Annotated in this window: 22 protein-coding genes; 14 read left to right on the top strand and 8 right to left on the bottom strand. The window is 69.2% G+C overall.

The annotated features are described in order from the left end of the window. Nucleotides 1-54 precede the first annotated feature (54 nt). The 4 genes from AC3A6X_RS11360 to AC3A6X_RS11345 all read left to right on the top strand — a co-directional run bounded on the left by AC3A6X_RS11360 (nt 55) and on the right by AC3A6X_RS11345 (nt 2,630). Nucleotides 55-804, top strand: a complete 750-nt coding sequence (locus tag AC3A6X_RS11360; protein WP_487842255.1) for an ABC transporter permease — start codon at nt 55-57, stop codon at nt 802-804. A gap of 83 nt (nt 805-887) precedes the next feature. Then, nucleotides 888-1,583, top strand: a complete 696-nt coding sequence (locus AC3A6X_RS11355) for an ABC transporter ATP-binding protein (RefSeq protein WP_487842437.1) — start codon at nt 888-890, stop codon at nt 1,581-1,583. After that, a complete protein-coding gene (locus AC3A6X_RS11350; RefSeq protein ID WP_487842254.1) occupies nt 1,580-2,410 on the top strand; it encodes an ABC transporter substrate-binding protein in 831 nt (276 codons plus the stop codon). The genes AC3A6X_RS11355 and AC3A6X_RS11350 overlap by 4 nt, the downstream gene beginning before the upstream one ends. 13 nt (nt 2,411-2,423) lie before the next feature. Next, the gene (locus tag AC3A6X_RS11345) at nt 2,424-2,630 is read left to right on the top strand and encodes a hypothetical protein (RefSeq protein ID WP_487842253.1); all 207 of its coding nucleotides are present in this window, start codon (nt 2,424-2,426) and stop codon (nt 2,628-2,630) included. Between the two features lie 85 nt (nt 2,631-2,715). On the opposite strand, the gene AC3A6X_RS11340 is transcribed toward AC3A6X_RS11345, so the two are convergent. Further along, the gene (locus AC3A6X_RS11340) at nt 2,716-3,183 is read right to left on the bottom strand and encodes an Lrp/AsnC ligand binding domain-containing protein (RefSeq protein WP_106555267.1); all 468 of its coding nucleotides are present in this window, start codon (nt 3,181-3,183) and stop codon (nt 2,716-2,718) included. A 131-nt stretch (nt 3,184-3,314) separates the two neighbouring features. Between AC3A6X_RS11340 and AC3A6X_RS11335 the strand changes: the two genes are divergently transcribed. Beyond that, nucleotides 3,315-4,625 (top strand): D-amino acid dehydrogenase, encoded by a 1,311-nt coding sequence (locus AC3A6X_RS11335; protein ID WP_487842252.1) that lies wholly within the window; start codon nt 3,315-3,317, stop codon nt 4,623-4,625. Here the strand turns inward: AC3A6X_RS11335 and AC3A6X_RS11330 are convergent, their stop codons facing one another. Further along, the gene (locus tag AC3A6X_RS11330; RefSeq protein WP_487842251.1) at nt 4,626-5,531 is read right to left on the bottom strand and encodes a ketopantoate reductase family protein; all 906 of its coding nucleotides are present in this window, start codon (nt 5,529-5,531) and stop codon (nt 4,626-4,628) included. It abuts the gene before it with no gap. A gap of 163 nt (nt 5,532-5,694) precedes the next feature. Between AC3A6X_RS11330 and AC3A6X_RS11325 the strand changes: the two genes are divergently transcribed. Both AC3A6X_RS11325 and AC3A6X_RS11320 read left to right on the top strand, forming a co-directional pair. Further along, nucleotides 5,695-6,585 carry a DMT family transporter gene (locus AC3A6X_RS11325; protein ID WP_487842250.1) on the top strand — a complete coding sequence of 297 codons (891 nt, stop codon included), beginning with the start codon at nt 5,695-5,697 and terminating at the stop codon, nt 6,583-6,585. Nucleotides 6,586-6,707: 122 nt separating this feature from the next. Then, nucleotides 6,708-7,085, top strand: a complete 378-nt coding sequence (locus AC3A6X_RS11320) for a nuclear transport factor 2 family protein (protein WP_106555271.1) — start codon at nt 6,708-6,710, stop codon at nt 7,083-7,085. A gap of 3 nt (nt 7,086-7,088) precedes the next feature. On the opposite strand, the gene modC is transcribed toward AC3A6X_RS11320, so the two are convergent. Genes modC through modA form a run of 3 tightly spaced genes read right to left on the bottom strand, consistent with a single transcriptional unit; the run spans nt 7,089 to nt 9,628 of the window. Continuing rightward, entirely contained in the window at nt 7,089-8,180 is a 1,092-nt protein-coding gene (gene modC, locus AC3A6X_RS11315) for a molybdenum ABC transporter ATP-binding protein (RefSeq protein ID WP_487842249.1), read from the bottom strand. After that, complete coding sequence (modB, locus tag AC3A6X_RS11310; RefSeq protein ID WP_487842248.1) at nt 8,177-8,851, bottom strand: molybdate ABC transporter permease subunit; 675 nt, start codon at nt 8,849-8,851, stop codon at nt 8,177-8,179. The genes modC and modB overlap by 4 nt, the downstream gene beginning before the upstream one ends. A 15-nt stretch (nt 8,852-8,866) precedes the next feature. Then, on the bottom strand, nt 8,867-9,628 hold the full coding sequence (modA, locus tag AC3A6X_RS11305; protein ID WP_487842247.1) for a molybdate ABC transporter substrate-binding protein: 762 nt from the start codon (nt 9,626-9,628) through the stop codon (nt 8,867-8,869). Between the two features lie 57 nt (nt 9,629-9,685). On the opposite strand from modA, the gene AC3A6X_RS11300 reads away from it, so the two are divergent. Continuing rightward, nucleotides 9,686-10,447 (top strand): TOBE-like domain-containing protein, encoded by a 762-nt coding sequence (locus AC3A6X_RS11300; RefSeq protein ID WP_487842246.1) that lies wholly within the window; start codon nt 9,686-9,688, stop codon nt 10,445-10,447. 496 nt (nt 10,448-10,943) lie between these two features. Then, a complete protein-coding gene (locus AC3A6X_RS11295) occupies nt 10,944-12,572 on the top strand; it encodes a hypothetical protein (protein ID WP_487842245.1) in 1,629 nt (542 codons plus the stop codon). Here AC3A6X_RS11295 and AC3A6X_RS11290 read toward each other — a convergent pair. The 3 genes from AC3A6X_RS11290 to AC3A6X_RS11280 form a co-directional block, all read right to left on the bottom strand. Continuing rightward, the gene (locus tag AC3A6X_RS11290; RefSeq protein WP_487842244.1) at nt 12,487-12,693 is read right to left on the bottom strand and encodes a DUF1348 family protein; all 207 of its coding nucleotides are present in this window, start codon (nt 12,691-12,693) and stop codon (nt 12,487-12,489) included. The genes AC3A6X_RS11295 and AC3A6X_RS11290 overlap by 86 nt on opposite strands. A gap of 72 nt (nt 12,694-12,765) precedes the next feature. Beyond that, the gene (locus tag AC3A6X_RS11285; RefSeq protein ID WP_487842243.1) at nt 12,766-13,980 is read right to left on the bottom strand and encodes a DUF418 domain-containing protein; all 1,215 of its coding nucleotides are present in this window, start codon (nt 13,978-13,980) and stop codon (nt 12,766-12,768) included. 62 nt (nt 13,981-14,042) lie between these two features. After that, nucleotides 14,043-14,495 carry a carboxymuconolactone decarboxylase family protein gene (locus AC3A6X_RS11280; RefSeq protein ID WP_487842242.1) on the bottom strand — a complete coding sequence of 151 codons (453 nt, stop codon included), beginning with the start codon at nt 14,493-14,495 and terminating at the stop codon, nt 14,043-14,045. A 274-nt stretch (nt 14,496-14,769) separates the two neighbouring features. Here AC3A6X_RS11280 and AC3A6X_RS11275 point away from each other — a divergent pair, with 274 nt between their 5' ends. From AC3A6X_RS11275 to pyrC, 5 genes are read left to right on the top strand one after another with little or no spacing between them, the layout of a single operon-like run. Beyond that, nucleotides 14,770-16,014: an MFS transporter gene (locus tag AC3A6X_RS11275; protein WP_409050691.1), complete on the top strand. Its 1,245-nt coding sequence runs from the start codon at nt 14,770-14,772 to the stop codon at nt 16,012-16,014. Between the two features lie 4 nt (nt 16,015-16,018). Beyond that, nucleotides 16,019-16,867, top strand: coding sequence for a dihydroorotate dehydrogenase electron transfer subunit (locus AC3A6X_RS11270; protein ID WP_487842241.1), 849 nt, complete (start codon nt 16,019-16,021; stop codon nt 16,865-16,867). Next, entirely contained in the window at nt 16,860-17,810 is a 951-nt protein-coding gene (locus AC3A6X_RS11265; protein ID WP_487842240.1) for a dihydroorotate dehydrogenase, read from the top strand. The genes AC3A6X_RS11270 and AC3A6X_RS11265 overlap by 8 nt, the downstream gene beginning before the upstream one ends. A 10-nt stretch (nt 17,811-17,820) precedes the next feature. Beyond that, nucleotides 17,821-19,089 carry a hydantoinase/carbamoylase family amidase gene (locus AC3A6X_RS11260; protein WP_487842239.1) on the top strand — a complete coding sequence of 423 codons (1,269 nt, stop codon included), beginning with the start codon at nt 17,821-17,823 and terminating at the stop codon, nt 19,087-19,089. Further along, the gene (pyrC, locus tag AC3A6X_RS11255) at nt 19,086-20,129 is read left to right on the top strand and encodes a dihydroorotase (protein WP_487842238.1); all 1,044 of its coding nucleotides are present in this window, start codon (nt 19,086-19,088) and stop codon (nt 20,127-20,129) included. The genes AC3A6X_RS11260 and pyrC overlap by 4 nt, the downstream gene beginning before the upstream one ends. Nucleotide 20,130 lies beyond the last annotated feature (1 nt).

The raw sequence follows: 20,130 nt of genomic DNA, 5'->3' as shown, positions 1-20,130 counted from the left end.
TAAGTTGCACGCGCAAGCTTGCCGGATACTGGGTGGCTTGCGCATCACGCCCTCATGAACACTTTCACAGACAGCGCCATCGCCGCCTGGCACCTGCTGGCTTCCGGCGATCCCGTTCTGCTCGGCATCGTCGGCCGTTCGCTGGCCGTCAGCGCCACGGCCTGCGCGCTGGCCTGCGGGCTCGGCCTGCTGCTCGGCGCCTGGCTCGCTGTCGCGCGCTTCGCCGGCCGCGGCCTGCTGCTTACGCTGCTCAACACGCTGCTCGCGCTGCCCTCGGTGGTGGTGGGGCTGGTGATCTACCTGCTCCTGTCGCGCTCGGGCCCGCTGGGCTTCCTGGGCTGGCTGTTCTCCTTCAAGGCGATGGTGCTGGCGCAGACGCTGCTGGTGCTGCCGGTGGTCACGGCGCTCACGCGCCAGGTCATCGAGGACGCGGACCGGGCCCATGGCGAGCAGCTGCGCTCGCTCGGCGCGCGCTCACTCGCGCGGGCGCTGCTGCTGGTGTGGGACGAGCGCTATGCGCTGGTCACCGTGCTGATCGCCGCCTTCGGCCGCGCCGTGTCGGAGGTCGGCGCGGTGATGGTGGTGGGAGGCAACATCGACGGCTTCACGCGCGTCATGACCACCGCCATCGCGCTCGAGACCAGCAAGGGCGACCTGCCGCTGGCGCTGGCATTGGGCCTGGTGCTGCTGGGGGTGGTGCTGCTGCTCAACCTTGCAATCAGCGCACTGCGCGGCTGGCGCGAGCGTGTCGATGGCGGCGCGGTCGACGCGGCGGGGCTGCGGCGGATGGAGGCGGCGGCGTGAGCAACATCCGGCCGCACGGCGATGCGCGCCCCCGCCTTCGCGTGGTGGCCGCACGAAGCGGCGACGCGCCCGAAGCAGCGGCGATGGCCGGCGCGGCGCTCTTCGCCCTGCGCGAGATCGACGTGCGCTACGGCCGCGTGCCGGCGCTCGTGGGCGTCACGCTGTCCATCCATGCCGGCGAACGCGTCGCCCTGATCGGCGCCAACGGCAGCGGCAAGAGCACGCTGCTGCGCGTGCTGCACGGACTGGTGCCGCATGCGGGCGGCGCTTTTGTCAACGCGGTGCCGCCGCAGGCGCAGGCGATGCTGTTCCAGCGTCCGCACATGCTGCGCATGAGCGTGCGCAACAACGTCGCGCTGGCGCTCTGGCTGCACGGCGCGCGGTGGCGTGACGCGCAGCGCGAGGCGGTGGTGGCGCTGGGGCGGGTTGGCCTGGACAGCGTGGCCGGGCGCAATGCGCGCACCCTCTCGGGCGGGCAGCAGCAGCGCATGGCGCTGGCGCGTGCCTGGGCGCTCAAGCCGGCGGTGCTGCTGCTCGACGAGCCGACCGCCAGCCTGGACCCGACGGCCAAGCGAGAGGTCGAAGCCCTGATCGCCGACGCGGCGCATGGCCGCACGCTGGTGTTCGCGAGCCACAACCTGGGCCAGGTGAAGCGGCTCGCGAGCCGCGTGGTCTACCTCGAGCACGGCCGGGTGCTGGCGGATCTGCCGGTGCATGATTTCTTCAACGGACCTCTCCCCGAGGAAGCCCGCCAATTTGTCAAGGGAGAGCTGGCATGAAGGCATTCGAGTTCCTTGCGGCGGCACTCGCCCTGGCGGCGGGCAGCGTCGCGGCGCACGCCGAGACGATCACCATGGCGTCCACCACCTCGACCGAGCAGTCGGGCCTGTTCGCGCACCTGCTGCCGGCCTTCAGGCAGGCCAGCAGCATCGACGTCAAGGTGGTGGCGGTCGGCACCGGGCAGGCCATCGACATGGCCAAGCGCGGCGATGCCGACGTGCTCTTCGTGCACGACACCGCGGCGGAAGAGAAATTCGTCGCCGAGGGCTTCGCCGCCAAGCGCTTCCCGGTCATGTACAACGACTTCGTGCTGGTCGGGCCGAAGAACGATCCGGCGGCGGCGAAGGGCAAGGACATCGCGGCGGCGCTGAAGAAGGTGGCTGCGGCCAACGCCGCCTTCGTCTCGCGCGGCGACAAGAGCGGCACCGACGCCGCCGAGCGCCGGCTCTGGGCGCAGGCCGGCCTGGCCGAGGCAGGCCAGCCGGTGCCCAACGACAGGAAGGGCACGGGCTACAAGGAGTGCGGCTGCGGCATGGGGCCGGCGCTCAACATCGCGGCCTCCAGCGGCGCCTACGTGCTGGCCGACCGCGGCACCTGGCTCAGCTTCAAGAACCGCGCGGACCTGGCGGTGCTGGTGGACGGCGACAAGCGGCTCTTCAACCAGTACGGCGTGATGGTGGTGAGCCCCTCGAAGTTTCCGCAGCTCAATAGCGTCGGCGCGCAGAAGTTCGTCGACTGGGTGATCTCGCCGACGGGGCAGTCGACGATCGCGAGCTACAAGATCGGCGGCGAGCAGCTGTTCTTCCCCAATGCGAGCAGCCAGTAAGGCGTTGCGCGCCATGGCCGTCGCCTCGGGCCTGATCGCCGGCGCGGCTGGCGCGGCTGGCGCGGCCGGCGCGGCTGGCGCACAGGCGCAGACCATCGCGGTCCATGCGGCGGGCAGCCTGCGCGCGCCGCTCACCCAGGCCGCGCAGGCTTTTGCGGACGAGCTGGTCGGCGGCGCGGGACAGCGTGCGTTGCGGCAGGCTGGCTTTCTGGCGCCTTGACAGGCCCAGGCTGCGGCTTGCCCATCCACTGCGGACGAAGGCCGTCAGCAGGACGCCAGCGCCTGATCTGCCATGGCGCGGCGGCTTACCGGTCCAGCGGCAGGTAGAGGCTTTCCTTGACTTCTTCCATCACCACGTAGCTGTTCGACTCGGCCGTGACGGGCAGCTTCTTCAGCAAGTCGCCCAGGAGGCGCCGATAGTCGCTCATCGCGCGCAGCCGCGCCTTCACCAGGTAGTCGAAGCCGCCCGACACCAGGTGGCATTCCATCACCTCGGGCACATGCAGGAGCTCGGTGCGCACCTTGTCGAAGACATCGGCCGACTTCGAGGACAGCGTGATCTCGACGAACACCAGCAAGGTCTTGCCGATGGCCTGCGGGTCGATGCGGGCGTGGTAGCCGGTAATCACGCCCTCGCGCTCCATGCGCCGCACGCGCTCGGTGCAGGGCGAGGTCGACAGGCCGATCTGCTGCGCCAGCTCGGTCATGGGGATGCGGCCCTGGCGCTGGAGGATGTCGAGGATCTTGCGGTCGGTACGGTCGAGTTCGGTCATTTCACTCCGGGAAGCGCCTTGGGGGCCGCGACGGCAGCAAGAAGCACTGGAAAGTCGCCATATTTAAGTGAAGTTTATGGCAAGAAGATGAATAACCTTGGCTTCTCTCTTGGAGTCGACGGGGTATTGCAATGAAAGTGATTGTTCTTGGCGGCGGCGTCATCGGTGTCACGACGGCTTACTACCTGGCGCGCGCCGGCGCCGAGGTGACGTTGGTCGATCGCCAGGGCGGCCCGGCGGCGGAGACCAGCTTCGCCAATGCCGGCCAGGTCTCGCCCGGCTACTCCACGCCCTGGGCCGCGCCAGGCATTCCGCTCAAGGCGCTCAAGTGGATGTTCCAGAAGCACGCGCCGCTGGCGATCCGGCCCGACGGCAGCCTGTTCCAGCTCCGCTGGATGGCCGCGATGCTGAAGAACTGCTCGCCCGAGCGCTACGCGATCAACAAGGAACGCATGATGCGCGTGGCCGAGTACAGCCGGGACTGCCTGCGTGAGCTGCGCGCCCAGACCGGCGTGCGCTACGAGCACCGCACGCAAGGCACCCTGCAGCTGTTCCGCACGCAGGCACAGCTCGATGCGGTGCAGCGCGACGTCGCGGTGCTGCAGGAATGCGGCGTGCCCTTCGAGCTGCTCGACCGCCACCGGCTCGCCGAAGTCGAGCCTGCGCTGGCGCGCAGCGCAGGGCAGCTGGCCGGCGGCCTGCGCCTGCCGAACGACGAGACCGGCGACTGCCATCTGTTCACCCGCGGCCTGGCCGATGTGGCGCGCGGGCTCGGCGTGAGCTTCCGCTTCGAAGAGTCCGTCGAGAGCCTGCTGACCGAAGGCGGGCGCATCGCCGGCGTGCGGCTGGCCGGGCCGAAGGCCGAGGTGCTCAAGGCCGACCGCTACGTGCTCGCCTTCGGCAGCTATTCGCGCGCGCTGATCGCGCCGCTGGGGCTGCACATCCCGGTCTATCCGGTCAAGGGCTATTCGCTGACCGTGCCGCTGCTCGACCCCGCGCTGGCGCCGCAATCCACCGTGCTCGACGAGACCTTCAAGATCGCCATCACGCGCTTCGACGACCGCATTCGCGTGGGCGGCATGGCCGAGCTGGCCGGCTTCGACCTGCGCCTGAACCCGCAGCGGCGCGCAACGCTGGAGCGCGTGGTCGGCGAGCTGTTCCCCGGCGGCGACCTGCCGCGCGCCAGCTTCTGGACCGGCCTGCGCCCGATGACGCCCGACAGCACGCCCATCGTCGGCCCCACGCCTTTTTCGAACCTGTACCTCAACACCGGCCATGGCACGCTGGGCTGGACCATGGCCTGCGGCTCCGGCAAGCTGGTGGCCGACCAGGTGATGGGACGGCGGCCCGACATCCGCACCGATGGCCTGGCGATGGACCGCTATGCCGCACCGGAGCGCGGGCGCCTCGTCGGCACCGCGCCGGGCACGGCCTCGGCCTGATCAGGCCGGCTGCTGCGCGGCGCGGTCCTCGAGCAGCTTCACCAGCGTGTGCAGCACGCGGTTGACCGGCGTCGCGACACCCAGCGCCTCGCCCTGGCGCAGCACGTAGCCGTTGAGGTGGTCGATCTCGCTGCGCTTGCCGCGCGCGAGGTCCTGCGCGGTGGAGGAGAACTGCGAGGGCATGGTCTCGGCGATGCGCTGCACGGCGGCCCAGGTGTCGCCGGGCACCGAAACGCCGCCGGCCTCGGCCACGGCCAAGCATTCGCGCACCACGTCGCCCATCACGGCCTGCACGCCTTCGCCCTGCGAGATGCGGCCATAAGGCAGCTGCGTGATCGCCGACAGGGCGTTGTAAGCGCAGTTGAGGATCAGCTTGGCCCACAGCGCGCCGGTGACGTTGTCGGAAATCTGCGTGGGCACGCCGGCGGCGATCAGCAGCTCGGCGACCTCGGCGCTCTGCGTCGAGGTCGCGATGACCAGCTCGCCGCGCCCGTGGTGCCTGACGTGGCCCGGCCCGGCCATCTCGGTGGCCACGTAGACCACCGTCGCCGCGACCTCCTGCGCCAGCGCCGCCTGCAGGCGCGTCGCGTTGTCGACGCCGTTCTGCAGCGTGAGCACCAGCGCATCGGGCGCCAGGTGCGGGCGCATCGCGGCGGCGGCACTCTCGGTGTCGGTGGACTTCACGCAGAAGAGCACCAGCCGGGCGTCGCGCACCGCATCGACTTCTGTGCTCGCTTCCATCGGCACGCGGGCCTGGAAGGACTGCGTGTCCAGCAGCAACCCTGCGCGGCGGATCGCCTCCACATGCTGCGGCCGCCCGATCAGCACGACCGAATGTCCCGCGCGCGCCAGCATGCCGCCGTAGTAGCAACCCACCGCACCCGCGCCCATCACCGCAATCCTCATGACCTGCTCCGTCGACGAACTGCGTGCATGGTAGTGCGCTCGCCGCGGCCTTGCGCGAGCGAGGGATCGCTTGCTCGGAAAGGGGAGGGGAGCCTCCGGCCTTGCATGGGAACTTTCGTGGCACATGGTCAGGGCCGCCATCCCGTGGCACGCTAGACGGTTCATGAAAAGCAATACCCGCGGCACGCTCGAGATGAGCGCGGCCATGGTGATCTCGGGCACGATCGGCTGGGCCGTCGTGCGCTCGGGCCAGCCGATCGTCGATCTCCTCTTCTGGCGCTGCGTCTTCGGCGCGGCCACGCTGCTGGTCGTCTGCGGGGCGATGGGCATGCTGCGTGGCACGCTCAGCCTGCGCCTGATCGGCCTCGCGGCGCTGGGGGGTGTCGCCCTGGTCCTCAATTGGGTGCTGATCTTCGCCGCCTTCTCCCGCGCGTCGATCTCCATCGCCACGGCGGTCTACAACACGCAGCCCTTCATGCTCGTGGCGCTCGGCGCACTGTTCTTCTCCGAACGGCTGACCGCGACCAAGCTGGTGTGGCTGGGCGTCGCCTTCGCCGGCGTGCTGCTGATCGCACAGGCCCGGCCCGATGCGGGCTACGGCGGCACGGACTATGCGGCCGGCGTGCTGATGGCGCTCGGCGCCGCCTTCCTCTATGCGCTCGCCGCGATCATCACCAAGAAGCTCAGCGGTGCGCCGCCGCACCTGATCGCGCTGATCCAGCTGTGCGTCGGCATCCTGGTGTTCGCGCCTTTTGCCAAGCTTTCTGAGTTGCCCACCGATGTGGGCGCCTGGACCGCTTTGGTTGCCATGGGCGTGGTCTACACCGGCTTGGTGTACGTGCTTCTCTACGGCGCGATCCAGAAGCTGCCGACGCACCTGACGGCGGCGCTGTCCTTCATCTTTCCGATCGTGGCGATCAGCGTCGATTTCCTGATCTTCGGCCATCGGCTGCGACCGATGCAATTCGTCGGCGCGGCCGCCATCCTCGTCGCCGCGGCCGGGATGAATCTCGGCTGGTCCCTGCCGCGATCGAAAGCGCCGGTCCCGCAATAGAGACCGGCGAGGGCGGCGCGCCCCGCCATGACCTCCCACGTCATCGACCCGCGGCGCGCCCGCGGCGACCATTCGTTCACCCCGCGCCGTTGCGGGCCCTCGAGACGAAAGGAATCGCCACCATGAACACCGCCGCACCCGATGCCGCGCGCATCGCCGAACAGTACATCGCCGTCTGGAACGAGACCGATGCCGAGCGCCGCCTGAAGCTGCTCGAAACCCACTGGAGCGCCGACGCGCGCTACGTCGACCCCGTGATGCAAGGCAGCGGCCACGCGCAGATCAGCGCGCTGGTCGGCGGCGTGCACCAGCGCTATCCGGGCTTCCGCTTCAAGCTCAAGGGCCAGGCCGATGCGCACGGCGAGCACCTGCGCTTCTCGTGGACCCTGGGCCCGAGCGGGGCCGAGGACCTGGTCGAAGGCACGGACTTCGTGCAGCTCGAATCCGGCAAGCTGCGCGCGGTGACCGGCTTCCTGGACAAGGTGCCGGTCGGCGCGTGATCCTCACTCGACGATCGCGACGCCCTTGACCTGCGCATGCACGGCCGCGCCCGCGCGAAGGCACAGCAGCGCGGCCGACTTGCGCGTGATGCGCGCCAGCAGGCGCGCGCCGCCGGCGTCCAGCCCCACCATGACCTGCGCCGAGCCGTCCTCCGCGAGATCGATCACGGTCGCCGGCAGGATGTTGAGCACGCTGGTGTCCGCCTGGGGCGTGAGCGTGAGGCTCACGTCGCGCGCCTGGACGCGCACCCGCACCGCCTGGCCGACGCGCGTGCCGCCGTGCGGCAGCCACAGCGTGCCGCCGGCGAAGGCGAGCTGCGTCAGGCCGAAGGCCGCATCGAAGCCCGCGACGGTCGCGTCGATGATGGCGCCGGCCGCATCGCCGTGCGCCAGCGGCAGGTCCAGCCGGGTCATCAGCGCATTCGCGGGGCCGCTGGCCAGCACGCGCCCGGCCTCCATCAGCACCAGGTGATCGGCCAGGCGCGCCACCTCGTCGGCCGCGTGGCTCACGTAGATGACGGGGATGTCGAGCTCGGCGTGGAGCCGTTCGAGGTAGGGCAGGATCTCGCGCTTGCGCTGCAGGTCGAGCGAGGCCAGGGGCTCGTCCATCAGCAGCAGCCGCGGGCTGGTGGCCAGTGCGCGTGCGATGCCCACGCGCTGGCGCTCGCCGCCCGAGAGCGTGTCGGGCCGGCGGGCGAGCAGATGGCCGATGCCCAGCAGTTCCACCGCCTGTTCGAGCGGCACCCGCCGCTGCGCGGCGGCGACCCGCTTCATGCCGTATTCGAGATTGCGGCGCACGTCGAGGTGCGCGAAGAGGCGCGTCTCCTGGAACACGTAGCCCAGCGCGCGCCGGTGCGTCGGCACGAAGGTCGCGTCGTCCTGCCAGCGCTCGCCGTTCACGGCCACGAAGGCGCCCGGCGCGTGCTGCAGCCCTGCGATGGCGCGCAGGCAGGTGGTCTTGCCGCAGCCCGAGGGGCCGAAGAGCGCACTCACGCCGCGGCCCGGCAGGTCCAGCGCGACCTCCAGCGAGAAGCCGGGGTGCTCGACCTTCAGGCGTGCCTGCACGCCCGTGTCTGCCGCCGCATCGCCCCTCATCGCCGCCGCCCCGTGGGATTGAGCGCGTAGAGCGCCAGCAGCACCAGGAAGGAGAAGACCACCATGCCGCCGGCCAGCCAGTGCGCCTGCGTGTACTCCAGCGCCTCCACGTGGTCGTAGATCTGCACCGACACCACGCGCGTCTTCTCGGGAATGTTGCCGCCGATCATCAACACCACGCCGAACTCGCCCACCGTGTGAGCGAAGCCCATCACCACCGCCGTGAGGTAGCCGGGCCGCGCCAGCGGCAGGGCCACGCTGAAGAAGCGGTCGAGCGGCGAGGCCCGCAGCGTCGCCGCCGCCTCGAGCGGCTCGCTGCCGATGGCCTCGAAGGCGTTCTGGATCGGCTGCACCACGAAGGGCATCGAATACACCACCGAGCCGATCACCAGGCCCGCGAAGCTGAAGGGCAGCAGCCCGACGCCCAGCCATTGGGTGAATGCGCCGATCGGCCCGTTCGGCCCCATCGTCACCAGGAAATAGAAGCCCAGCACCGTGGGCGGCAGCACCAGCGGCAGGGCCACCAGCGCGCCGACCGGCCCCTTCCACGCCGAGCGCGTGCGTGCCAGCCACCAGGCCAAAGGCGTGCCCAGCAGCAGCAGGATCAGCGTGGTGAGCCCCGCCAGCTTGAGCGTGAGGACGATGGCGCCAAGGTCGGCCGCGGTGGGCATGTGCGAAGGGCGCTGCTAGATCTCGTAGCCGAAGGAACGGATCACCGCCTTGGCAGCGTCGGACTTGAGAAAGGCCATGAGCGCCACGGCGGCCGCATTGTCCTTGCCGCGGTTCAGCAGCACCGCGTCCTGGCGGATCGGGCTGTGCAGCTCGGCCGGCACGATCCAGGCCGAGCCGCTCTTGAGCTTGCCGTTCTCCCACACCTGCGACAGCGCGACGAAGCCGAGCTCCGCGTTGCCGCTGGAAACGAAGCCGAAGGTCTGGCCGATGCTCTCGCCCTGCACGAACTTCGGCTCCAGCCGGGCGAACACGCCCAGGCGCGTCATCGCCTCGACCGCGGCCGCGCCGTAAGGGGCGAGCTTGGGCGCGGCCAGCGCGATGTGCGCGAACTGCCCGCTCTTGAGCACTTCGCCCTTGGCGTCCACCAGGTCGGGCTTTGCCGACCACAAGACCAGCTTGCCGGTCGCATAGGTGAAGCGGTTGCCCGGCACGGTCGCGCCTTCCTTGTCGAGCCTGGCCGGCGTTTCGTCGTCGGCCGCGAGGAAGACGTCGAAGGGGGCGCCGCTCTGGATCTGCGCGTAGAACTTGCCCGTCGCGCCGGAGGCCAGCACGGCCTTGTGGCCCGTCGCCTTCTCGAAGTCGGCAGCCAGCGCCTTCATCGGCCCGGCGAAGTTGGCCGCGACGGCGACCTGGACCTCGGCCGCATGGACGGCGAGCGTCGCGCCGAGCACGAGGAGGGCGGCGAGCGAACGGGAGAGCAAGAGGCTGGACTTCATTGCGCTATTCATCGACGGAATAGCGCGAGTGTAAGGCCCGACGGCACAATGCGGCGCATGGCATCTCCCCGATTCGGCGACGCGCTCGGCCACGGCATGAGCGACAAGCGCATCGACATCCTGCGCGGCATCGGCCGCACGGGCAGCATCTCGCAAGCTGCACGCGAGGCGGCGGTGAGCTACAAGGCTGCCTGGCAGGCGGTGGCCACGCTCACCAACCTGGCCGGCGTGCCGCTGGTGGAGCGGGCGGTCGGTGGCGCGGGCGGCGGGGGAGCCTCGCTCACGGCGCATGGCACGCAACTGCTCGAGCTCGCGGACGCGCTCTCGCGGGCGCGTCGCGACGTGCAGTCGCGTGGCGGCGCGGCTGGCGCGGCCGGTGCGGGGACGGCGGTCGCGCGGCTCGCCATCCGCACCAGCATGCGCAACCAGCTGCCGGCGACGGTGCAGGCGATCGAATCCACCGGGCGCATCGTCCGCGTGCAGCTGTCGCTGGGCGATGCGCAGCCCATCGCCGCGCGGATCACGCAGGAGAGCGCCGAGCTGCTCGGGCTGGCCGAGGGCATGGCGGCGATCGCGCTGTGCAAGGCGACCGCGGTGCGCATCGAGCGTGCCTCCGCGCCGCGCCGCAGCCGGGGCAACCAACTGGCCGGCGTGGTGCAGGGCGTGGCGCGCGGAGCGGACGGCGACGAGATCGCGATGGCGCTGGAAGGGGGCCTGCAGCTCGTCGGCTTTGCGCCCGGAGGGTCGGGGCTGCGTGCGCGGCAGCGTGTGCTGGCCACTGTCGACGAGGCGGCGGTCGTGGTGGCGCTCCCAGGCTGAGTCGAAGCTCCAGCTCGCTCAGGGCGCAGCCCGGCCGCGTTGCAAGTCCTCGCGATGCCGTCCGTTCAGACAACGCTGCGGTTGTCCAAGCCATCGCCATGGAACCAAGGCGAAAGAGCTGCCACTCATTGCAGGCGCGCAGTGCGCTATTCATGTCCATCGGTGCATGCCTTGGCCTCTGCGCTGTCTAGCGCGGCAGAAGCCCTCTGGCCTGCAGATTTTCAACTCACTTCAGACGAAAAGCCCCATGACTACTTTCAGCGCCATGAACCGCACAAGATCAAGCAGTGCCCCGGGGCGAGCGCCCGAGTTGCCCCAACCGCCAAGGAGCGAGCTGCCAAGACCCTCTGACTCGGTGCCAAGGTCCGATCGAAGCAACACTGATGGACTGACAAGGCAGCCCAAGCTACTCCAGCCTCTGACAGCTCAAGCGTGCGGCGATCAATGGAAAGTGGTGCGGGAGTGCCTGGCAAAAGCAGGCATCGAGAGTCTGAAAGTGTCCGACGACAGCGTCGTCGCGGACACAAGACTGGGCAAAGAAGCAGTCGCCCCCATCGCCAAGGTCATCGGAATCCTGGTGGACGCGGATCACCTCATGGAGGCATGCACGCTGATGCGCATGTGCAAGCCGTCGATACGGCTCGCCCTGATGGAAACGTGCTCGCCAGATTGCGTCGACAAGTTGACGAGCAGCAAGAATCCGGAAGTCAGCAAAGCCGTGGACAGGGCGCTGATCCTGGCGGCCCGCTATGCGTTGCGCCATGACCTTCCACAGTTCTTCAAGCTGCTGCCGCTCTGCTCGCCCCAGGCAAGGGCGCACTTGTATGAGTGCTTTCCGTCGCTTACCAAGGACATGGCCGAAGACTTGAACGAGCACGCGTTCATCGAGGCGGTGCGTATCACGCTGGCATGGATTCCAGAGCTGAATACGCACGCATGCCTGGCCGAACTGCACTCGCTCCTGTCGATCGCTGGCCACCTCGAGGGTCACAATCGCACATGGGCGGTGTGGATGAAGTGCATCATCCAGCCCGCGCTGCAGCAGGTTCACGATCAGGCGGCCAGCGAGGATGAGCCACTGAAATTCAAGTGCAAGCTTGACGAGCTGCAAACCATGGCGCAGCTTCCTCCATTGGCGAACGAAATGGCCAGGGTGTTCTTCATGGCTGGCGAGCCGCACTACTTCGACCTCGTCGCAACGGTTTTTTCTTCGCACGTGGGTGGGGCACCGCAACACGAACAGGCGATCATTCTGGCAATGCTCGACGGGCTCGGAATTCAAAGCGATTTCAACATGCTAAGCCTGATGGCTGGCGCGCTGCCGACGCTCTGCAGTACCCATTCCTTCGAACTCGAGGTCATTTTGAGGATGGGCCAAGGGCGAAAGTTGGTCGCGCAAGCCGTGCAGGGCCTCCTCTTGCATGGGGTCAGCGATGCGACAGTCGCTTTGCTGTTCGAGGCGCTTGCGCATCGCGTGGATCTTCGTGCCGTGCCGAGGCCGCTCTCAGAGCCGGCGATGATGGACCTGTCAAGGCACATGGCGACACTCGATCTTGACCCCTTCCTCGGCAACTGCGCCCGACGCTTGCGTCAGTGGGCTCCTGGCTGGAGGTACCTGTTGCTCATGAACCTGGATGCCGAGATTGCCGGAGATCCATTTCTGTGGAGAGCAAGCCAAGCGATCGATGCTGCCGCTGCAGACCCCCTGCTCGGCGGGGCGGAGGAGAAGCTCGATCTCTTGAGTAGCCGGGCCGTCATCAAGGCCCTGCTCTCCATGCAGGCAATCTGCGTGCCCAAAACCGACGAACCCTTGTTGTCCGCTGGTGCCTTGCGCAACGTCATGCGCGCGGTTGTGAGTGACGAAGCTCTCGTGTCGGACCTATGCAACGACCTCGCGACTCATCCGGAGCAGTCCGTCAAGGAGGCGCTGTGCACAGCAATGGCACGCGCGCTCATCAGCCTTCTGGATGATGGCTCCCGGTGCAGGTTCAATCCAGAACTTCCTGCCACTCATGTCGCGAAGAGCGTGGCACAGTTCCTCATCTCTCAAAACGGCGCAGGCGAGAAGGTGAAGAGTGAAATTGGTGAGGCGGCGTGGACAAGAATCTCGAGTCTCGCCACGTGACATACGCGCGTGCCAGCGCAAGCGAGCTGTGCAGTCGCTTCGGAAACCAGTTGCTGGCCTCGTCGTGCCATTCGTAGGCGAAGCGCACCGCGATGCAGGCGCCGGCGAAGGCCTGCAGCATCGGTAGACAGGGAGACAGCGCTCAAGACCCTGGAGCATCCGGTCAAAGCCCGTGCGCGGCGAGGCTTGAACCTCAGCGCATCGGCCACTGCCCCGCCCTGCGCATCGCCGGCCAGCGGCCAACGGTCAACGCGCGCAGTACCCATTCCACCGGGCCATAGCTGAAGCGCCGCAGCCACCACGCGCTGGCCGCCATCTGCCCGGCGAAGAGGGCCAGTGCGATCAGCACGCCGAGCCCCGGCGAGACCCGGCCCATGAGGCCGAACCCGTAGCCGGTGAAGACCAGCGCGCAGACCAGCGACTGCAGCAGGTAGTTGGACAGCGCCATGCGCCCCGCGGGCGCCAGCGCGCGGGCGATGCGCGCACCGGCATCGCGCTGGAACAGCATCAGCGCGAGGCCCATGTAGGCGGCACTGAGAAAGGGTGCGGTCAGCAGGCTCACGCCCAGGCCCAGGATCTCCCGGCCCGAACCCAGGCCCCCTGCCGTCGCGTTCGCGTAGAACACGGCACCGGGCAGGCCCACGGCCAGGCCCCATGTGACGAAGCGGCGCCGGAGGCCGCGCCAGGCGTCGAGGTGCGCGAAGACGCGGCGCTGGCCCGCCGCGAAGCCGACCATGAACATCGCCAGCGCGCACGGGCCCTGGATCAGCACCACGACCCACCAGCTGTTGACCAGCTCGCGCAGGCGCTGCGCGATGACGCTGGCGGGCGGGCCCAGCCAGGCCTGCTGAGCGGCTTGCGCGCGCGCCAGGGCGCCGGCGAAGTCCGTCATCTCGCCCGGGCGCATCTGCGGTGAGCCCATGACGATCAGGACCACGGCCGGCAGCAGCGTGAGGACAAAGGCGCGCCGCAGCGCCTGGCGCTCGTGCTGGCGCCGTGCCGCGAGGAGCACGAGGCCCAGCACCGCATAGACGCAGAGGATGTCGCCGTGATAGAGCCAGATCGCATGCGCCGCGCCGAGGAGTCCGAGCCCGAACAGCCGGCGCAGCATGCGCGGCACGAAGGCCGCGCCGCTGTGCCGGGCCGCGCTCATCTGCAGGGTGAAGCTGTAGCCGAAGAGGAAGGAGAAGAGCAGGTAGAACTTGGTCTCGAACAGGAAGGCCGCCAACCAGCGCACGGCGTGGTCCACGGGCCTGTCGAAGAGCGGATCGGGTGCGCCTGCGACGTAGTAGGCGGAGGAGAAGGAGGCGATGTTGACGACCAGGATGCCCGCCAGCGCGAAGCCACGCAGCGCGTCGAGCTGGAGCAGCCGTGCCGGCGGGTGGGCATCGGGAGAGAGGGTGGCCATGGGCGGATCGTAGAGCCCATGGCCACTGGGCCGCGCGCGCAGGCGCGGGCGCGCTCAGGCCGTCAGGCCTTTTCCGGCACCGGATTGCGGAAGCTCACATTGAGCAGGTTCCACGCATTGATCACCGCGATGGTGAAGCCGAGCTCGGCGATCTCCTCGTCGGAGAACTGCGCCTTGAGCTTGGCGAACTCCTCGTCGCTCGGGTCCCGGTTCGGGATGGCCGTGACGATCTCGGCCCAGGCCAGCGCGGCGCGCTCGCGCTCGGTGAAGAAGGGCGCCTCGCGCCAGCCGGCCACCGCGTTGAGGTGGCGCGCGTCGATGTCCTGCTTGATCAGGTCTTGCCAGTGCATGTCCATGCAGAAGGCGCAGCCGTTGATCTGCGACACGCGCAGCAGCACGAGGTCGTACAGGCGATGGCCCAGCAGGTCCTTGCGGACGGCGCCGGAGAGGGTGATCAGGGAGTGGAAGGCCTTGGGCGCGAGCTGATGGAAGGGAATGCGTGCGGTGTGCGTCATGAGCTGAATGTCCTTGGAAGGTTGCCGCGGAGAGCCGCCCCATGCGGCCCTCCATGCACCTAAGACGCACCGCGGTGCGCGTTTGTGACAGACCCTGGAATCCGCGCGCATGCCGACGCCGGGCTCAGGGTTTGTCCCGGTCATTCATGGACTTGGAAAATCTCAAAAAAGATACTAATATCAAAAACACGTACCAACGCGAACGCGTTCGGAAAGCCCATCCCGGCGCGCACGGCGCCGATCCCAAGGAGACATCAGCGTGGAAACAGGATTGATATCGCCACCGGCAAGCGCCGCATCCGCGTCGGCCGACGAGCAGAAGATCACGGGCTACGGCTGGAAGGCCCTGGCCGGCTCGGCCATCGGCTATGCCATGGACGGCTTCGACCTGCTGATCCTCGGCTTCATGCTGTCGGCCATCTCGGCCGACCTGCATCTCACGCCGGGACAGGCCGGCTCGCTGGTCACCTGGACGCTGGTGGGCGCGGTCGCCGGCGGCATCCTCTTCGGGTCGTTGAGCGACCACTACGGCCGCATCCGCGTGCTGACCTGGACCATCGTGCTGTTCGCGGTCTTCACCGGCCTTTGCGCGTTTGCACAGGGCTACTGGGACCTGCTGGTCTACCGCACCATCGCCGGCATCGGGCTGGGCGGCGAGTTCGGCATCGGCATGGCGCTGGCGGCCGAGGCCTGGCCGGCGAAGCACCGCGCACGCGTCTCGTCCTATGTGGCGCTGGGCTGGCAGGCCGGGGTGCTGGGGGCGGCACTGCTGACGCCGCTGCTGCTGCCTTCGATCGGCTGGCGCGGCATGTTCCTGGTCGGCGTGATTCCCGCCGTGGTCGCCTGGGTGATCCGCAACAGGCTGCACGAGCCCGAGGTCTTCGTGCGCAGCGCCGCGCGAAAGAAGGCGCCGAAGGGCCGCTCCTTCAGGCTGCTGGTGAAAGACGCGCGCACCACGCGCACCAGCCTGGGCATCGTGGTGCTGTGCGCGGTCCAGAACTTCGGCTACTACGGGATCATGATCTGGATGCCCAGCTTCCTCGCCAACAAGCTGGGCTTCAACCTCACCAAGTCGGCGCTGTGGACCTCGGTCACCATCCTCGGGATGATGGCCGGCATCTTCGTCTTCGGCCAGCTGGCCGATCGCATCGGCCGCAAGCCCAGCTTCCTGCTGTTCCAGGCCGGCGCGGTGGCGATGGTGCTGGCCTACGCCCAGCTCGACGATCCGATCGCGATGCTGTGGGCCGGCGCGCTGATGGGCCTGTTCGTCAACGGCATGCTGGGCGGCTACGGCGCGCTCATGTCCGAGGCCTATCCGACCGAGGCGCGCGCCACTGCGCAGAACGTGCTCTTCAACATCGGGCGCGCGGTGGGTGGCTTCGGGCCGGTGGTGGTGGGGGCGCTCGCCACGCAGTACTCCTTCCAGGTTGCGATCGCGCTGCTGGCGGCGATCTATGTGCTGGACATGGTGGCCACGCTGTTCCTGATTCCGGAGCTCAAGGGCGTCGAGCTGGAGTGATGTCATGAGCAACAACGACTGCTTCCAGCGCAACGCGCAGAGCGTGGCCTCGCACCGCTGCGAAGTCGCCGAGCACCGCTGGGTCAACGCGCGCTACAAGTACCTGCGCCTCGCCGCCGAAGCCGACCTGGCGGGCATGACCCGCCCCGGCCAGTTCTATCAGTTGCGGTGCCCAGGCACCGATGCGCTGCAGCCCTTCCTGCTGCGGCCGATGAGCGTCTACGGCACCGGCCCCGAGACCGGCAGCATCGAGTTCCTCTACAACGTGACCGGCGTCGGCACGCGCGCACTGGCGGCCTTGGAGCAGGGCGGGCACATGGAGATCGTGGGCCCGCTGGGCAACACCTTCGGCTTCGAGCCCGGCTTCCGTCACGTGATGGTGGTGGCGCGCGGCGTCGGCCTGGCGACCATGGCGCCTCTGGTGCGCCAGGCCGCGGCGGCCGGCGTGCGGATCACGGCGATCCTGTCGGCGCGCCGCCCCGAGGACCTGATGAGCGAGCAGTTCCTGCGCGGTGCCGAGGCCCGGCTGCACTGCGTGTACGACAGCGACGGCAGCGCCTCGGTCGAATCGGTCGAGGCGCTGCTGCGCCGCCTGCTCGATGCCGATGCGCCCGACGCGCTCTACACCTGCGGCTCGCACCGTTTGCTGATGCTGCTGCAGCGCCTGCTCGCGGACTACCCGCAGGTGCGCGGCGAGGTCGCGATGGAGCAGCGCATGGCCTGCGGCATGGGCGTGTGCCTGTCCTGCGTGCGGATGTTCGACCGCGAAGGCGACAAGCAATTCCTGCGCGTGTGCCGCGAGGGCCCGGTGTTCCCGATCCGCGAGGTCGTGGGGGAGGTGGAGTTTGGCTGATCTGTCCGTCCATGTCGGCGCGCTCGCGCTGCGCAATCCGGTGATGCCGGCCTCCGGCTGCTTCGCCATCGAGTACCGCGAGGCGCTGGACTTCGGCCGCCTCGGCGCGCTGGTGATCAAGAGCGTCTCGCCGGCCTGCCGTGCCGGCAATCCCACCCCGCGCGTGGCCGAGACACGGGGAGGCATGCTCAATTCCATCGGCATCCCCAGCAAGGGGCTCGCGCACTTCCGCCGCGACGTGCTGCCGGCCTACACGGGCCACGGCACGCCGGTGGTGGTCTCCATCTCCGCCGACACGGTGGACGAGTTCGCGCAGGCCGTCGCGGAGATGTCGCTGCCCGAGGTCGCGGTCATCGAGGCCAACATCTCCTGCCCCAACCTGGAGGCCGACGGCATGGCCTTCGCGATGACGCCCGAGACCACCTACCAGGTGGTGAGCGCCATCCGCCGCCGCACCCGCCACCCCTTCTGGGCCAAGCTCACGCCCAATGCCTCGCAGATCGCGGCGGTGGCCAAGGCGGCCGAGGAGGCCGGCGCCGACGCGCTGGTGATGGGCAACACGGTGCTCGGAATGGCCATCGACGTGCGCACGCGCAAGCCCCGGCTGGGCAACGTGATGGGCGGGCTCTCGGGCCCGGCGATCAAGCCGATCGCGCTGCGCATGGTGCACCAGTGCCATCGCGCCGTTCGCATCCCGATCGTCGGCTGCGGCGGCATCGCGAGCGCCGAGGACGCCGTCGAGTTCATGCTGGCCGGCGCGAGCGCGGTGCAGGTGGGCACCGCCTCTTTCCTCGACCCGGGCGCGATGCAGAAGATCATCGATGGGCTGGCGGCCTATTGCGAGGACACGGGCGTCGAGCGGCTGCGCGAGCTCACCGGCGCGGTGGAACTGGACCGCCATCTGTCCGACCGCTGGCTGCGCTTCGCACAGCAGTCGGGTTGAGGAGGGCGCGATGCAGGCATCTTCACTGCGCCCGCTGGCCGAGCGGCTCTTCGCCGAGCTGCGCACGCTCGGCTTCGACGGCATCGGCGTCACGCGCGACAGTTATGGCGCGGGCGAATCGGCCGCGCTCGATCGCCTGCGTGCCTTCGCCGAGGGCGAGGGCCTCGCGGTGGAAGCCGATCGCGCCGCCAACCTCGTCTTCCGCCTGCCCGACACGGCGCCCGATGCGCCCGCGGTCTGGGCCGGCTCGCACATCGACTCGGTGCCACAGGGCGGCAACTTCGACGGCCTCGCGGGCATCGTCGCCGGGCTGCTGTGCCTGGTCGAGCGCCGGCGCGCCGGCCGCACGGGCGGGCTGCCGCTGCAGGTGCTGGCCTTCCGCGGCGAGGAGAGCGCGTGGTTCGGCAAGGCCTACATGGGCTCGGGCGCGCTGTTCGGCAAGCTCGGCCCGCAGGAGCTCGAACTGCTGCAGCGCTGCAGCGGCGAGACGCTGGGCGCCTGCATGCGCCGGGCGGGCGCCGACGTCCAGGCCATCCGCGCCGGGCAGCCGCTCGTCGATCCCGCGCGCGTGCGGGCCTACCTGGAGCTGCACATCGAGCAGGGCCCGGTGATGGTGGCGCGCGAGCTGCCGCTGGCGGTGGTCTCGGGCATCCGCGGCAACGTGCGGCACAACCGCATCCGCTGCATCGGCGATGCCCAGCACTCCGGCGTGGTGCCGCGCTGGTTGCGCCACGATGCGATGTTCTCGGTGGCCGACCTGATCATGCGGCTCGACGGCCACTGGCGCCTGTTGCTGGAGCAGGGCAGCGACCTGGTCGTGACCACCGGCGTGGTGGGCACCGACCCGGCCGAGCATTCGATCTCGCGCGTGCCGGGCCAGGTGCTGTTCAGCTTCGAGGCGCGCAGCCAGAGCCGCGACACGCTGGAGCGCTTCTACGACCTGATGCGCGCCGAATGCGCGGCCGTCGAGCGCGAGCGCGGCGTGCGCTTCGAATTCGACCGCCGGCTCGACAGCCCCCCGGCGCTGATGGACGCGGGCCTGTGCGGCCTGCTGCGCGACGCCTGTGCCGCTCAGGGCACGCCCTTCGACCTGATCCCCAGCGGCGCGGGCCACGATGCCGCGCTCTTCGCCAATGCCGGCATCCCGAGTGGCATGCTGTTCGTGCGCAACCAGAACGGCTCGCACAACCCGCACGAGGCGATGGAGATCGACGACTTCATGCGCGGCGTGCAGGCCATGGGCCATGTCTTCGACCGCCTGTGCAACCAGACCCCATGACTGACCACGTCACCCTGCGCCGCCCCGACGACTTCCACCTGCACCTGCGCGACGGCGAGATGCTGAAAGCGGTGCTGGGCCACAGCGCACGCCAGTTCGCGCGCGCCATCGTCATGCCCAACCTCAGGCCGCCTGTCACGCGCGTGGCCGAGGCCAGGGCCTACCGCGAGCGCATCCTGGCCGCACTGGCACCGGGCCAGCGCTTCGAGCCGTTGATGACCGCCTACCTTTGCGACGACACGCCGCCCGATGAACTGCGCCGCGGCTTCGAGGAGGGCGTGTTCGCCGCGGCCAAGCTCTATCCGGCCGGGGCCACCACCCATTCCGAATTCGGCGTGACCTCGATCGTCCGTGTGGGCCGTGTGCTCGAGGCGATGCAGGCGCTGGGCATGCCGCTGCTGCTGCACGGCGAGAGCACCGACCCGGCGGTCGACGTGTTCGACCGCGAGGCGATGTTCATCGACACCACGCTGCGGCCCCTGCTGCAGGACTTCCCCGCGCTCAAGGTGGTGATGGAGCACATCACCACCGAGGAAGCGGTGGACTTTCTCTCGGCCGACGGCAGCGGCCGGCTCGCCGCCACCGTGACGCCGCAGCACCTGATGTTCAACCGCAACGCGATCTTCACCGGCGGCATCCGCCCGCACCATTACTGCCTGCCGGTGCTGAAGCGCGAGCGGCACCGGCTGGCGCTGCGCCGCTTCGCGACCTCGGGCTCGCCGAAGATCTTCCTGGGCACCGACTCCGCGCCGCACCTGCGCACGCTGAAGGAGGCGAGCTGCGGCTGCGCCGGGATCTTCAATGCGCCGGCGGCCGTGCAGAGCTATCTCACGGTGTTCGACGAGGAGAGCGCGCTGGAGCGCTTCGAGGCCTTCGCCAGCGTCCACGGCGCGCGCTTCTATGGACTGCCCCTGAATGGGAGCACACTCACGCTGCGCAGGGCGCGGTGCGATGTGCCGCAGGACATCGCACTGCCCGGCGGTGGCAGCCTTCATCCCTTCCTGGGCGGCAGCACGCTGCCCTGGGTGCTGGAGGACTGAG

Source organism: Variovorax sp. Soil_C_12 (genome assembly GCF_057657375.1).
This window is presented reverse-complemented; position numbering and strand designations above follow the sequence as displayed.

Bases quoted from the DNA above. Each gene is read 5' to 3' on its own strand.
- AC3A6X_RS11355 (WP_487842437.1), top strand. From the start codon at position 888: ATGGCCGGCGCGGCGCTCTTCGCCCTGCGCGAGATCGACGTGCGCTAC.
- AC3A6X_RS11325 (WP_487842250.1), top strand. From the start codon at position 5,695: ATGAAAAGCAATACCCGCGGCACGCTCGAGATGAGCGCGGCCATGGTG.
- AC3A6X_RS11300 (WP_487842246.1), top strand. From the start codon at position 9,686: ATGGCATCTCCCCGATTCGGCGACGCGCTCGGCCACGGCATGAGCGAC.
- modB (WP_487842248.1), bottom strand. From the start codon at position 8,851: ATGCCCACCGCGGCCGACCTTGGCGCCATCGTCCTCACGCTCAAGCTG.
- modA (WP_487842247.1), bottom strand. From the start codon at position 9,628: ATGAAGTCCAGCCTCTTGCTCTCCCGTTCGCTCGCCGCCCTCCTCGTG.
- AC3A6X_RS11260 (WP_487842239.1), top strand. From the start codon at position 17,821: ATGCAGGCATCTTCACTGCGCCCGCTGGCCGAGCGGCTCTTCGCCGAG.
- AC3A6X_RS11350 (WP_487842254.1), top strand. From the start codon at position 1,580: ATGAAGGCATTCGAGTTCCTTGCGGCGGCACTCGCCCTGGCGGCGGGC.
- AC3A6X_RS11360 (WP_487842255.1), top strand. From the start codon at position 55: ATGAACACTTTCACAGACAGCGCCATCGCCGCCTGGCACCTGCTGGCT.
- pyrC (WP_487842238.1), top strand. From the start codon at position 19,086: ATGACTGACCACGTCACCCTGCGCCGCCCCGACGACTTCCACCTGCAC.
- AC3A6X_RS11335 (WP_487842252.1), top strand. From the start codon at position 3,315: ATGAAAGTGATTGTTCTTGGCGGCGGCGTCATCGGTGTCACGACGGCT.
- AC3A6X_RS11330 (WP_487842251.1), bottom strand. From the start codon at position 5,531: ATGAGGATTGCGGTGATGGGCGCGGGTGCGGTGGGTTGCTACTACGGC.
- AC3A6X_RS11290 (WP_487842244.1), bottom strand. From the start codon at position 12,693: ATGCTGCAGGCCTTCGCCGGCGCCTGCATCGCGGTGCGCTTCGCCTAC.
- AC3A6X_RS11285 (WP_487842243.1), bottom strand. From the start codon at position 13,980: ATGGCCACCCTCTCTCCCGATGCCCACCCGCCGGCACGGCTGCTCCAG.
- AC3A6X_RS11320 (WP_106555271.1), top strand. From the start codon at position 6,708: ATGAACACCGCCGCACCCGATGCCGCGCGCATCGCCGAACAGTACATC.
- modC (WP_487842249.1), bottom strand. From the start codon at position 8,180: ATGAGGGGCGATGCGGCGGCAGACACGGGCGTGCAGGCACGCCTGAAG.
- AC3A6X_RS11345 (WP_487842253.1), top strand. From the start codon at position 2,424: ATGGCCGTCGCCTCGGGCCTGATCGCCGGCGCGGCTGGCGCGGCTGGC.
- AC3A6X_RS11280 (WP_487842242.1), bottom strand. From the start codon at position 14,495: ATGACGCACACCGCACGCATTCCCTTCCATCAGCTCGCGCCCAAGGCC.
- AC3A6X_RS11270 (WP_487842241.1), top strand. From the start codon at position 16,019: ATGAGCAACAACGACTGCTTCCAGCGCAACGCGCAGAGCGTGGCCTCG.
- AC3A6X_RS11340 (WP_106555267.1), bottom strand. From the start codon at position 3,183: ATGACCGAACTCGACCGTACCGACCGCAAGATCCTCGACATCCTCCAG.